Source organism: Streptomyces sp. JNUCC 63 (assembly GCF_054366325.1).
Genome location: NZ_CM135963.1, coordinates 3832762 through 3845490 on the forward strand (window position 1 = coordinate 3832762; position 12729 = coordinate 3845490).

The following is a 12729-nucleotide window of genomic DNA, read 5'->3' on the forward strand; positions in this document are numbered from 1 at the left end:
TTTATAGTTGGGCGGGGCCGGGGGGCCGCGCGAAGGGCACCGAGAGGGGTGGGTGCGCCATGGATCTGGCGTTGCTGCGCACGTTCGTGACTGTGCACCGGGCGGGCTCCTTCACCCGGGCCGCGGCGCTGCTCGGTCTCTCCCAGCCGGCCGTCACCTCCCAGATCCGTACGCTGGAACGGCAGGTGGGCCGCCCCCTGTTCCTGCGCCAGGCCCGCGGTGTGACGCCCACGACCATCGGCGACGAACTCGCCCACAAGACCGCGCCGCATCTCGACGCCCTGGTGGAGATCACCGAATCCGGCCTCGACGACGAGTCTTCCTTACGCACTCTGCATCTGGCCGGTCCGCCGGAATTCACCGCGGAGCGGGCACTGCCCGCGCTGACCGGACTGACCGGCGACGACGGGCAGGGATTCGCCTTGCGCACCTCGTTCGGGACCGCCGAGGAAACCCTGGACGGCCTGTCCGCCGGACATCATGATCTGGCCATCAGCACGGCCCGGCCGCGCGGCGGACTGCTCACGGCGGCTCCGTTGTGCGACGAGGAACACGTCCTGGTCGCCGCCCCGCGCTGGGCCGAGCGGATCGGCTCCGCGAAGCCGCGTCGCAAGACCGTACCCCCTCTGGAGGCCATTCCCCTGGTTGAGGTCCACGAGTCGCTTCCCTTCGCATCCCGCTACTGGGCCTCGGTCTTCGACTCCCGGCCGGCGGCGTCCGGCACGGTGATCGTCCCCGATCTGCGCGCGGTCCTCGCCTGTGTGGTGGCGGGCGCCGGGCTCGCGGTACTGCCCCGGTATCTGTGCGCGGCCGCCCTGGGGCAGGGGGAGGTCGTGGCTCTCCACGAACCGGCGGTGCCGCCGCTGCGCACCTATTTCCTCGTCGTCCGGACCGGCACGCTGGCGATGCCGCACATCGCGCGGGCCCACGAGTGGCTGCTGCGTGCGGCTGCCGACTGGTCCTGAGCCGCCAGCGGAACGCCGTGCCCTGAGGGCTGCGGCGTCGCGCGATGTTTCACGTGGAACCAGCCGGGCCACATTTCCCCCATGACCGTCCGACCCGTGGTCAAGCGCACCGCCCGTGCCGTTCTCCTCGACGGTGACGACCTGATCCTGATCAAGCGTACGAAGCCCGGTGTCGATCCCTACTGGGTCACTCCCGGTGGCGGAGTCGAGCCTGGGGACACGACCGTCGTCGACGCCCTGCACCGCGAGGTCCACGAGGAGCTCGGCGCCAAGATCACCGACGTGGTGCCTTGTTTTGTGGACACCGTGGAGCACATCGGCGAGGACGGCGGTGCGACCGGTGTGAAGGTGCAGCACTTCTTCGTCTGCCGACTGGAGTCCATGGACGCCTCCCAGCGGCACGGCCCCGAAATGGACGAGCCCGCCGGCGAGTACGAGATCGTGCGGGTGCCGTTCACCCGGGTCGGCATCGCCTCCGTCCACCTGGTTCCGCTGTCCCTGCGGCACTATCTGGACGGAAACATCGAGGGCGTACGCGCCATGCACGCGCCTGACCTGGGCTGAGAAACCGGATGTTTCACGTGAAACACCGCACATCTGTCCATGGGCTGCGCAGATGACCACCGTATGGCCAGAACCACGTCCGCCCGGTCCGAAAACGGCTGGACGCCGAGGGCGCCCGTCGGACAGCCTGACCTGCGTGTCGACTCCTTCCCCCGTCCTTTCCCCCATCCGCCGTCTGACGCTTCGCGATCTCACCGCCTGCGCCGACCTGTCCGAGAACCGGGGGTGGCAGCGGGAGGAGCACAAGTGGGGCTTCCTTCTGACATCCGGGACGGGCTACGGCATCGACGATCCGAACGGGGGGCTCGTCGCCGCGTGCGTCCTCACCCAGTACGGACCGCAGGGACGTCCGGATCTGGGCGCCATCGGCATGGTCCTGGTCGCCGAACGACACGCCCGCCAGGGCATCGGGCGCCGACTGATGCACCACGTCGTCTCGACTATGGGCACCACACCCCTGACGCTCCACGCGACGCCGTACGGCCGTCCGCTGTACGAGGAGCTGGGCTTCAAGGTCACCGGATGGGCGGAGATGGTGCTCGGGCGCTTCACACCGACGCCGGACGAGCAACGCCCTTGTATCGCCACGCGAGCGGCCACCGCCGGTGACCTCACCGGCATCATCCGGCTCGACGAGGAGGTCTTCGGCGCCGATCGCACCTCCCTCGTCACCCGGCTTCCCGCGTTCGCGGACCAGCTGCGGGTCGCCGAGGACCACGGCCGGATCATCGGCTACGCCACGGCCTGGCCCAACATGGACACCCACGTCGTGGGTCCCCTGATCGCCCGGGACACCGAGACGGCCAAGGCCCTGCTCGCCTCCCTCGCCGCTCACACCAGCCGCCCGCTGCGCACGGACATCGACGTACGCCACGAGGAACTGCTGGTCTGGCTGAAGGAACGCGGGTTGGCGTCCGTGGCCCGCAACGCCGTCATGACCTACGGCATCGTGGAACCACCCGGGGACTGGAGCCGACGCTTCGCCCCACTCACCGTGGCGGCGGGCTGAGGGAACCGCCTCGGGCAAGCGTTGTGCACACGCGCGCCCCGACCGCACCATAGGGTGCGGGACATGACAGATTTCGAGATACGGTCGGCTGTTGCCGGTGACGTGCCCGCCATCGTCGGCATGCTCGCCGACGACCCGCTGGGTGCGCAGCGCGAGTCCCCGGACGACCTCGCGCCCTATATGGCCGCGCTGGAGCAGCTGAGCGCCGATCCTCATCAGCACCTGGTGGTCGCGGTGCGCGAGGGCCGCGTCGTCGGCACGCTCCAGCTCTCGATCATTCCCGGCTTGTCCCGGCGCGGCTCCACCCGGTCGATCATCGAAGGCGTCCGCGTCCACGCCGACGAGCGCGGCAGCGGCCTGGGCACGCAGCTCATCGAGTGGGCCATCGACGCATCACGACACCACGGCTGCCAGTTGGTGCAGCTGACATCGGACCGAACCCGCACCGACGCCCACCGCTTCTACGAACGACTGGGCTTCGAAGCCTCGCACCTGGGCTTCAAACTGCGGCTGTGAACCCCCGGTCCCTAACCGATGCCTCGCCACCCCTCCGGATCCACGCCACCGGGCACGGAAGCCTCCGCGTCGTACGGCTGGCGTGTGAACACGAACGACCCGAGGTCCAGGTGGTCCACCGATCCGTCCGGCCGCCGTACCGCCCGCAGCACCTCGCCGGCGTAGTAGCCCTCCAGCCCCGTCCAGGTTCCGTCACCGTTCGCCCGGAACCGTGAACGCCGACCGCTGCCGGACAGCGGCTCCAGCGAGAGGAGTCCGTCGGCGGTCAGCCGCAGACCGAAGCCGTACGTCCCCCAGTACCACTGTCCCGCCAGCTCCAGTACCGACGGGTCGGTCTCCCGCAGCGGCCGCCAGGGCTCGGGAATCCGCGGCTCCGCGTCGGCGACGATGCGCACGAGGTCGGCACCCACCGCGACGGGCAGCGGGCCGGACGTGCAGTTGGTCAGTACGACCGCGGCCACGTCGTCCTCCACATCGATGGTGAGCGAGGCCAGAAAGCCCGGGAGCGACCCGCTGTGCCCCACGAGGAGCCGGTCGCCCCACCGCCGCAGTTCGAGCCCCAGGCCGTACGCGTACCCGGAGGCCACATCCGCCACTTGGGAGGGGGCCGCCGGAGTCCGCATTTCCCGAAGCGAATCGGCGCTCAGGACCCGCTCGTCCCCCTTGGTGAGGAAGGCGGCGAAGCGAGCCAGATCCCCTGTGGTGGACCACAATTGCCCGGCAGGAGCCATCCGGCCGAGGTTCTCGGCGGGCTCCGGCAGCATCACATCGGCCCAGGGATGCACCGCCCAGCCACCCGCGTACGGCGCCTCGGGGTGAGCGCTCGTGCGGTTCAGTCTCAGGGGTTCGAGTACTTCCCGCCGAAGGACCTCCTCCCAGTCGGCGCCGTGCACCTCCTCGACGAGCGCGCCCAGCAGGGTGTAGCCGGGATTCGAGTAGTGGAACCGCCGGCCGACCGGATGCCGCAGCGGCTCCTCGCCCAGTACGTCGGCGAGTTCGGGGCGCAGAGCTCCGGGCGATCTCTCCCACCACGGTGCGGGCGACTCGGCGGCCAACCCGCCCGTGTGCGCCAGCAGGTCGGCGATCGTGGCCTCCCCCACTCCGGTGCCCGGCAGATGTTTCTCCAGCGGGTCCGTCAGGTCCAGGACACCCTCGTCGCGCAGCCGCAGGACGAGCACGGCGGTGAAGGTCTTGGTGATCGAGCCGATCCGGTACTGCGTCTTCTCGTCCGGTCCGTGGCCCTCCACCGACGTCCGCGCGCCATGCCAGACGGTCCGCCCCTCGCGCACGACCGCGGCGACGAGCGACGGCGCCCGCCCCTCGGTCTGTGCCACGGCGATCCGGTGCGACAGCGCCCGGCGCGTACCGGGAAGCAATTCGTCCTGAGAAGTCGTCATGCCCTCAGTCCATCCGGTGTGCCCGCGCACGTCGAGCGCATTTCTGGCGGACACGGCGACAGCCGCGGCGGACCACGGGACGCCGCTCAGGTCTGCGCCATGTCCACGAACCGCGAGTAGTGGCCCTGGAAGGCGACCGTGATCGTCGCCGTCGGGCCGTTGCGGTGCTTGGCGACGATCAGGTCGGCCTCACCGGCGCGCGGCGACTCCTTCTCGTAGGCGTCCTCGCGGTGCAGCAGGACGACCATGTCGGCGTCCTGCTCGATGGAGCCCGACTCACGCAGATCGGAGACCATCGGCTTCTTGTCCGTGCGTTGTTCGGGGCCACGGTTGAGCTGGGAAAGCGCGATGACCGGGATCTCCAGCTCCTTGGCCAGCAGCTTGAGGTTGCGGGACATGTCCGAGACCTCCTGCTGCCGGCTCTCGGCGCGCTTGGAGCCGCCGGACTGCATCAGCTGCAGGTAGTCGATGACAACCAGCTTGAGGTCGTTGCGCTGCTTCAGGCGCCGGCACTTGGCGCGGATCTCCATCATCGACAGGTTCGGAGAGTCGTCGATGTAGAGCGGGGCGGCCGAGACGTCCGGCATCCGGCGGGCCAGCCGCGTCCAGTCCTCGTCGGTCATCGTGCCCGAACGCATGTGGTGCAGGGCGACACGAGCCTCGGCGGACAGCAGACGCATCGCGATCTCGTTGCGCCCCATCTCCAGCGAGAAGATGACGCTGGGCAGGTTGTGCTTGATCGACGCCGTCCGCGCGAAGTCCAGCGCGAGCGTCGACTTGCCCATCGCGGGGCGCGCTGCGATGACGATCATCTGGCCCGGGTGCAGGCCGTTCGTCAGCGAGTCGAAGTCGGTGAATCCGGTGGGCACACCGGTCATCTCGCCGCTGCGCGAGCCGATCGCCTCGATCTCGTCGAGCGCGCCTTCCATGATGTCGCCCAGCGGCAGGTAGTCCTCACTGGTGCGCTGCTCGGTGACCGCGTAGACCTCGGCCTGGGCACGGTTGACGATCTCGTCGACGTCGTCGTCGGCCGCGTATCCCATCTGCGTGATGCGTGTACCGGCCTCGACGAGGCGGCGCAGGATCGCACGCTCGTGGACGATCTCCGCGTAGTACGAGGCGTTCGCCGCCGTCGGCACGGTCTGCACGAGCGAGTGGAGGTAGGAGGCACCGCCCACCCTGTTGATCTCACCGCGCCTGGTGAGCTCGGCGGCGATGGTGATGGGGTCGGCGGGCTCACCCTTGGCATAGACGTCGAGGATGGCCTGGTAGATCGTCTCGTGCGCCGGTTTGTAGAAGTCATGGCCCTTGAGGATCTCCACGACATCGGCGATGGCGTCCTTGGACAGGAGCATTCCACCGAGGACCGACTGCTCGGCGTCCAGGTCCTGCGGGGGCAATCGCTCGAAGGAGGAGCCTCCGTCGTCCCACGCGCCGCGGTCCTGGCCGCGGTCGTGCTGCTCGTCGCGGCCGGGACCCGAGCCGAGACGGCGGGAGGCGGGTAGACGATCACTGGGCCCTCTGTCGGCCCACGGGTCGTCCAAGGGCTCGGAAATGCTCACCGAGCGTCCTCCTCCCGTCCGCCGAGCGGACCTCGCCGTGCCCCTCTTTCCTAAGGGACGGCACTGACAAATGAGGGGCCCGTCTCCGCTTCAGGCATGCCAGGTTTATGACGGTTCGGAAGGCCGACGAACAGAGGGGGCGCCGGACCACGGTAGGTCCCCGGAGGGCGTCAGCCAATCTGGTTATCCACAGGCCATGTGGACGAGCGCCCGGATGCTGTGGAGAACTCCGCCAAACCTGTGCACGACCCGGTGGACAGCGCTGTGAACAAGCCCTCGACATCTTCCGCGGGGCGCTTCTGACCTGGGGCTTTCCCATCCACTGGCTGTGCAGGAGAAAAACTTTCCCAGTTGGGTCAAGATCGCTTGAGGCGGTACGCACAAGCGAACGCCACGAGAGCAGAAGTAAGGAGCAATACGCCTTTGCATCTCTTACCTGTGGACGATTAGATTGGTGCTCATGACACAGGCCCCCGCACGCCGCACGGCCATCCGGCACCGGCACGACCGAGAGATCGTCGCGCTGGCCGTCCCGGCCTTCGGCGCACTCGTCGCCGAGCCGCTCTTCGTGATGGCCGACAGCGCGATTGTCGGCCATCTCGGCACGGCGCAGCTCGCCGGGCTCGGCGTCGCCTCGGCCCTCCTGATGACCGCCGTCAGCGTCTTCGTCTTCCTTGCCTACGCCACCACGGCGGCCGTCGCCCGCCGCGTCGGCGCGGGCGATCTCCGGGCAGCCATCCGCCAGGGCATGGACGGCATCTGGCTGGCGCTGCTGCTCGGCGTCACCGTGATCGCGGTCGTGCTGCCCACCGCCCCCGCTCTGGTGGAGCTCTTCGGCGCCTCCCGGACCGCGGCTCCGTACGCGACCGTCTATTTGCGTATCTCCTCACTGGGCATTCCGGCCATGCTCGTCGTTTTGGCCGCCACCGGTGTCCTGCGCGGACTGCAGGACACCCGGACGCCGCTGTATGTGGCCGTCGCGGGTTTCGTCGCCAACGCGGTCCTGAACGCCGGTCTCGTCTACGGTGCCGGACTCGGCATCGCGGGCTCGGCCTGGGGCACTGTCATCGCCCAGTGCGGCATGGCGGTCGTCTACCTTGCCGTGGTCGTCCGCGGAGCCCGCAGGCACAACGCCTCTCTCCGCCCCGATGCGGCCGGTATCAGGGCGTCCGCGCAGGCTGGCGTCCCCCTGCTCGTCCGTACGCTCTCCCTGCGCGCGATCCTGATGATCGCCACGGCGGTGGCGGCCCGCCTCGGTGACGCGGACATCGCCGCTCACCAGATCGTCCTGTCCTTGTGGAGTCTGCTCGCGTTCGCCCTCGACGCCATCGCGATCGCCGGACAGGCCATCATCGGCCGCTATCTGGGCGCCGAGGACGCCGAAGGTGCCAGGGAAGCCTGCCGGCGCATGGTGCAGTGGGGCATAGCCGTCGGGTTCTGCCTCGGGCTCCTCGTGATCCTGAGCCGCCCGCTCTTTCTGCCCCTCTTCACCAGCGACGTCGTCGTCAAGGACACCGCGCTGCCCGCACTGCTCGTGGTGGCGCTCTCCCAGCCGGTCTGTGGCATCGTCTTTGTCCTGGATGGTGTGCTGATGGGAGCCGGAGACGGGCCGTATCTCGCCGGAGCCATGCTGGTCACCTTGGCGGTCTTCACCCCGGTGGCGTTGCTCGTTCCCACCCTCGGGGGCGGACTCACCACGCTCTGGGCGGCCATGGCACTGATGATGACCGTGCGCATGCTGACCCTGTGGCTGCGCTCCCGCTCGGGCCGCTGGGTCGTCACGGGAGCGGCGCGCTGACCGTTTCACGTGAAACACCGCTTCTCGCACCACAGCGCGCCGACCACGCAAAGGGGCCGCACCCTCGACGGGTGCGGCCCCTTTGCCGACTTCTCAAGCCGAGTGCAGCGGTCAGGCCGCGACGACCTCGATGTTGACCTTGGCGGCAACCTCGGGGTGCAGACGCACGGACGTCTCGTGGGCGCCCAGGCTCTTGATCGGCGCGCCCAGTTCGATGCGGCGCTTGTCGACCTCGGGACCGCCGGCAGCCTTGATCGCCGAGGCGATGTCGGCCGGGGTGACGGAACCGAAGAGGCGACCAGAGTCGCCGGAGCGGACCGACAGGCGGACCTTCACACCCTCGAGCTGGGCCTTGATCTGGTTGGCCTGCTCGATGGTCTGGATCTCGTGGATCTTGCGAGCGCGACGGATCTGCTCGACGTCCTTCTCGCCGCCCTTGGTCCAGCGGATCGCGAACTTCCGCGGGATCAGGTAGTTGCGGGCGTAACCGTCCTTGACGTCGACGACATCGCCCGCGGCACCGAGGCCGGAGACCTCGTGGGTGAGGATGATCTTCATGAGTGGCTCACCCTTCCCTTAGCGCGCGGTGGAGGTGTAGGGCAGCAGCGCCATCTCACGGCTGTTCTTGACGGCCGTGGCGACGTCACGCTGGTGCTGCGTGCAGTTGCCGGTCACGCGGCGGGCACGGATCTTGCCGCGGTCGGAAATGAACTTCCGCAGCATGTTCGTGTCCTTGTAGTCGACGTACGTGACCTTGTCCTTGCAGAAAGCGCAGACCTTCTTCTTAGGCTTGCGCACAGGCGGCTTCGCCATGGTGTTTCTCCTGTGTGATCAAGAAGTGTGGGTACGGCCCGCCCTCGGTCCGAGGACCTAGAAGGGGGGCTCGTCCGAGTAGCCGCCACCGCCGCCGGAGCCGCTGCCGGAGCCGCCGCCCCAGCCGCCGCCCTGGTTGCCACCGGCGGGAGCACCGGTCGCCCACGGGTCGTCGGCGGGAGCACCGCCCTGCTGGCCGCCGCCGGGGCCGCCGCCCCAGCCGCCGCCACCCTGGCCGCCACCGCCGCCGTAACCGCCCTGGCCACCGCGGCCGGTGGTCTTGGTGACCTTGGCCGTGGCGTTGCGCAGGCTGGCGCCGACTTCGTCGACGTCCAGCTCGTAGACCGTGCGCTTGACGCCCTCACGGTCCTCGTAGGACCGCTGCTTCAGCCGGCCCTGCACGATGACGCGCATGCCTCGCTGGAGCGACTCGGCGACGTTCTCCGCCGCCTGACGCCAGACCGAGCAGGTGAGGAAGAGGCTCTCGCCGTCCTTCCACTCGTTCGTCTGGCGGTCGAAGGTGCGGGGCGTGGACGCGACGCGGAACTTCGCGACCGCCGCACCGGAAGGGGTGAAGCGCAGCTCGGGGTCGTCGACAAGATTGCCGACGACCGTGATGACGGTCTCGCCTGCCATGGGGAACCTCTCGGCGGGTGTGCTGCTGGCTGCTTGTGCTGCTACTCGAATCCCGAGGCCGGCTGAGCGGAAGGGCTCAGTGGGTCTCGGGGCGGAGGACCTTGGTCCGGAGGACCGACTCGTTCAGGTTCATCTGGCGGTCGAGCTCCTTGACGACCGCAGGCTCGGCCTGCAGGTCGATGACCGAGTAGATGCCCTCGGGCTTCTTCTTGATCTCGTACGCGAGACGACGACGGCCCCAGGTGTCGACCTTCTCGACCTTTCCGCCACCGTCACGGACGACGGAAAGGAAGTTCTCGATCAGCGGGGAGACAGAGCGCTCCTCGAGATCGGGGTCGAGGATGACCATCACCTCGTAGTGACGCATGTGGAACCCACCTCCTCTGGACTCAGCGGCCACGGTCGTTCCGTGGCAGGAGGGTTGTGATGCGTACGCAACAGTGTCTGCATTACATCAGCCGCCACTGACAATAGGGTCGGCCGACGCACTCTCCAGGTTCGCCTTGGCTCCGCCGGGGCAGACACTGTGCAGACCGTACAGAGTACCCGCACATCCGCTTCCGGTTGAAATCGGGTCGCAGGACCCGTCAACCTGTACATCACGGGTGTGCGCGGCGCTAGGATGCGTCGCCTTTCGCAGGAGGTGCCCCATGGCACAGACGATGCGACCGAACACCGCCGCGAGCGGCGGCCTCTTCGCCACGGACGGCAAGCCCCATCCACTCCAGGACACCCTGCTCGTGGTGACCCTGGTGCTGGGCGTGCTGGCCTTCATCACCGGGCTCCTCTTCCACAGTCTGCACCTGTTGAGCTCCTGGGCCGGCCTGGTGGGCATCCTCACCGGCGCATACGGCCAGTGGGTCTCGGAGACCACACGCGGACGCTTCGGACTGGTCCTCGGCCTCGGCGCCTCCGCGATCGGCTTCTACCTCGGCCTGGCGCACGGCGGTCTCTTCGGCGGCCTCTTCAGCTGATCCCGGGCACCCCGGCCGCTCCTGACGGGCGGCGTCCACCGGACTTCGCGGACGTCGCCCGCACGACCGCGCACGGCGCCCCGGCGGGCGACAGGCCGGGGCGAAGGTTGCGTGCGGCCAGTCTGCGCGCTCCCCGGGCGCAGTAGGCTTCGGCGCGAGAGCCGGAGCCCCTGACCCCATGGGGACACACCAGCCCGAGGAGCGCCCCGAATGAGCCTGACCCTGAGGACCATCAGCCGAGAGCAGCATCTGGCCTACATCCAGAGCCTGCCCGCGGCGAGTCACATGCAGGTCCCGGCCTGGGCGGACGTCAAGGCGGAGTGGCGCTCGGAGAACTTGGGCTGGTTCGACGACCGCACCGGCGAGATGGTCGGTGCGGGCCTCGTTCTGTACCGCCAGTTGCCCAAGATCAAGCGGTATCTCGCCTACCTGCCCGAGGGCCCGGTCATCAACTGGTTCGCGCCGAACCTCGACGACTGGATCCAGCCGATGCTGGCGCACCTGAAGCAGCAGGGTGCCTTCTCGGTGAAGATGGGCCCGCCGGTGATCATCCGTCGTTGGAGCGCCGAGACCATCAAGAGGGGCATCCAGGACTCGGACGTCAAGCGTCTGCGTGACCTGGAGGCCGACTTCATCGAGCCCCGCGCCTTCGAGGTCGCCGACAAGCTGCGTCGTATGGGCTGGCAGCAGGGTGAGGACGGGGGCGCCGGCTTCGGTGACGTCCAGCCCCGCTACGTCTTCCAGGTGCCGTTGGCCAACCGGTCCCTGGAAGAGGTGCACAAGAACTTCAACCAGCTGTGGCGCCGCAACATCAAGAAGGCCGAGAAGGCCGGTGTCGAGGTTGTCCAGGGCGGCTACCAGGATCTCGAGGAATGGCAGCGGCTGTACGAGATCACCGCGGTGCGTGACCACTTCCGGCCTCGCCCGCTGTCGTACTTCCAGCGCATGTGGACGGCCCTCAACACCGAGGACCCCAACCGCATGCGGCTGTACTTCGCCCGGCACAACGGCGTGAATCTGGCCGCGGCGACCATGCTGATCGTCGGCGGCCACGTCTGGTACTCCTACGGCGCCTCCGACAACATCGGCCGGGAGGTCCGGCCCTCGAACGCGATGCAGTGGCGGATGCTGCGCGACGCCTACGCGCTCGGCGCCACGGTCTACGACCTGCGCGGCATCTCCGACTCGCTGGACGAGACCGACCACCTCTTCGGTCTGATCCAGTTCAAGGTCGGCACCGGCGGGCAGGCCGCCGAGTACCTCGGCGAGTGGGACTTCCCGCTGAACAAGCTGCTCCACAAGGCGCTCGACATCTACATGTCGCGCCGCTGACCTGGCGATCTTCGCTTCGACACCGTCGACAACTTCCATACTTCTGATACACCGCAGCCACGAGAAAGGTTCCGGGTCCGGCCATGGCGCTCACGCTTTACGTCGACTCCGCGCGCTGGCGGGCGCACCACAAGCACGTGCAGGAGCAGTTCCCGGGACTCGTCCCGGTCTGCAAGGGCAACGGCTACGGCTTCGGGCACGAACGGCTGGCGGAGGAGGCCACCCGGCTGGGCGCGGACATCCTCGCCGTCGGCACGACGTACGAGGCCGCGCGCGTCAAGGACTTCTTCAGCGGCGACCTGCTGGTGCTCACGCCGTACCGCCGCGGCGAGGAACCGGTTCCGCTGCCCGACCGGGTGGTCCGCTCGGTGTCGTCGGTCGACGGGGTGTACGGCCTCGTCGGGGCCCGTGTCGTCATCGAGGTGATGTCCTCGATGAAGCGGCACGGTGTCAGCGAGCAGGACCTGCCGCAGCTGCACGCCGCCATCGAGAACGTCCGGCTGGAGGGCTTTGCCATCCACCTGCCGCTGGACCGCACCGACGGCTCGGACGCGGTGGAGGAGGTCATCGGCTGGATGGACCGGTTGCGCGCGGCCCGGCTGCCGTTGCACACGATGTTCGTCAGCCATCTCAAGGCGGACGAACTCGCCCGGCTGCAGCAGCAGTTCCCGCAGACCCGTTTCCGTGCCCGGATCGGCACGCGGCTGTGGCTGGGGGACCACGAGGCCACCGAGTACCGCGGCTCGGTCCTGGACGTCACGCGGGTCGCCAAGGGCGACCGCTTCGGCTACCGCCAGCAGAAGGCGGCCTCGGACGGCTTCCTGGTGGTCGTGGCGGGCGGTACGTCGCACGGGGTGGGCCTGGAGGCCCCCAAGGCGCTGCACGGCGTCATGCCGCGGGCCAAGGGTGTCGCCCGCGCCGGTCTCGCCACGGTGAACCGGAACCTCTCCCCGTTCGTCTGGAGCGGCAAGCAGCGCTGGTTCGCGGAGCCGCCGCACATGCAGGTGTCGATCCTGTTCATCCCCGTGGACGCCCAGGAGCCCAAGGTCGGTGACGAGTTGGTGGCGCACCTGCGGCACACCACCACGCAGTTCGACCGGCTCGTGGACCGCTGAGCCCCCTTCTCATGCGAAGGGCCGCACACGGTCATTGCCGTGTATGGC

At 68.8% G+C, this 12729-nt stretch carries 14 protein-coding genes; 8 read left to right on the forward strand and 6 right to left on the reverse strand.

Features of this window, described 5'->3' with window-relative positions; genetic code table 11:
* The first annotated feature begins 59 nt into the window (after positions 1-59).
* The 4 genes from ACX25U_RS17565 to ACX25U_RS17580 all read left to right on the forward strand — a co-directional run bounded on the left by ACX25U_RS17565 (position 60) and on the right by ACX25U_RS17580 (position 3054).
* Positions 60-965 carry a LysR family transcriptional regulator gene (locus ACX25U_RS17565; protein ID WP_454393169.1) on the forward strand — a complete coding sequence of 302 codons (906 nt, stop codon included), beginning with the start codon at positions 60-62 and terminating at the stop codon, positions 963-965.
* Positions 966-1046: 81 nt separating this feature from the next.
* Positions 1047-1529, forward strand: a complete 483-nt coding sequence (locus ACX25U_RS17570; RefSeq protein WP_454393170.1) for an NUDIX domain-containing protein — start codon at positions 1047-1049, stop codon at positions 1527-1529.
* A gap of 136 nt (positions 1530-1665) precedes the next feature.
* A complete protein-coding gene (locus tag ACX25U_RS17575) occupies positions 1666-2538 on the forward strand; it encodes a GNAT family N-acetyltransferase (protein ID WP_454393171.1) in 873 nt (290 codons plus the stop codon).
* A 63-nt stretch (positions 2539-2601) separates the two neighbouring features.
* Positions 2602-3054 (forward strand): N-acetyltransferase family protein, encoded by a 453-nt coding sequence (locus ACX25U_RS17580; RefSeq protein WP_454393172.1) that lies wholly within the window; start codon positions 2602-2604, stop codon positions 3052-3054.
* Positions 3055-3065: 11 nt separating this feature from the next.
* On the opposite strand, the gene ACX25U_RS17585 is transcribed toward ACX25U_RS17580, so the two are convergent.
* Positions 3066-4451 (reverse strand): serine hydrolase domain-containing protein, encoded by a 1386-nt coding sequence (locus ACX25U_RS17585; RefSeq protein WP_454393173.1) that lies wholly within the window; start codon positions 4449-4451, stop codon positions 3066-3068.
* 86 nt (positions 4452-4537) lie between these two features.
* Positions 4538-6013 carry a replicative DNA helicase gene (gene dnaB / locus ACX25U_RS17590; protein ID WP_454393174.1) on the reverse strand — a complete coding sequence of 492 codons (1476 nt, stop codon included), beginning with the start codon at positions 6011-6013 and terminating at the stop codon, positions 4538-4540.
* 460 nt (positions 6014-6473) lie between these two features.
* On the opposite strand from dnaB, the gene ACX25U_RS17595 reads away from it, so the two are divergent.
* Entirely contained in the window at positions 6474-7811 is a 1338-nt protein-coding gene (locus ACX25U_RS17595; protein WP_454393176.1) for an MATE family efflux transporter, read from the forward strand.
* A gap of 111 nt (positions 7812-7922) precedes the next feature.
* On the opposite strand, the gene rplI is transcribed toward ACX25U_RS17595, so the two are convergent.
* The 4 genes from rplI to rpsF form a co-directional block, all read right to left on the reverse strand.
* Entirely contained in the window at positions 7923-8369 is a 447-nt protein-coding gene (rplI, locus tag ACX25U_RS17600; protein WP_454393178.1) for a 50S ribosomal protein L9, read from the reverse strand.
* Between the two features lie 18 nt (positions 8370-8387).
* Positions 8388-8624: a 30S ribosomal protein S18 gene (gene rpsR, locus ACX25U_RS17605; protein WP_003949403.1), complete on the reverse strand. Its 237-nt coding sequence runs from the start codon at positions 8622-8624 to the stop codon at positions 8388-8390.
* A 57-nt stretch (positions 8625-8681) separates the two neighbouring features.
* On the reverse strand, positions 8682-9260 hold the full coding sequence (locus ACX25U_RS17610; RefSeq protein ID WP_454393180.1) for a single-stranded DNA-binding protein: 579 nt from the start codon (positions 9258-9260) through the stop codon (positions 8682-8684).
* 76 nt (positions 9261-9336) lie between these two features.
* A complete protein-coding gene (gene rpsF, locus ACX25U_RS17615) occupies positions 9337-9627 on the reverse strand; it encodes a 30S ribosomal protein S6 (RefSeq protein WP_009189556.1) in 291 nt (96 codons plus the stop codon).
* 283 nt (positions 9628-9910) lie between these two features.
* Between rpsF and ACX25U_RS17620 the strand changes: the two genes are divergently transcribed.
* The 3 genes from ACX25U_RS17620 (at position 9911) to ACX25U_RS17630 (ending at position 12681) form a co-directional block, all read left to right on the forward strand.
* Positions 9911-10234: a hypothetical protein gene (locus ACX25U_RS17620; RefSeq protein ID WP_454393181.1), complete on the forward strand. Its 324-nt coding sequence runs from the start codon at positions 9911-9913 to the stop codon at positions 10232-10234.
* A gap of 210 nt (positions 10235-10444) precedes the next feature.
* The gene (femX, locus tag ACX25U_RS17625; protein ID WP_454393183.1) at positions 10445-11566 is read left to right on the forward strand and encodes a peptidoglycan bridge formation glycyltransferase FemX; all 1122 of its coding nucleotides are present in this window, start codon (positions 10445-10447) and stop codon (positions 11564-11566) included.
* Between the two features lie 83 nt (positions 11567-11649).
* Positions 11650-12681: an alanine racemase gene (locus tag ACX25U_RS17630; protein ID WP_454393185.1), complete on the forward strand. Its 1032-nt coding sequence runs from the start codon at positions 11650-11652 to the stop codon at positions 12679-12681.
* Positions 12682-12729: the final 48 nt, after the last annotated feature.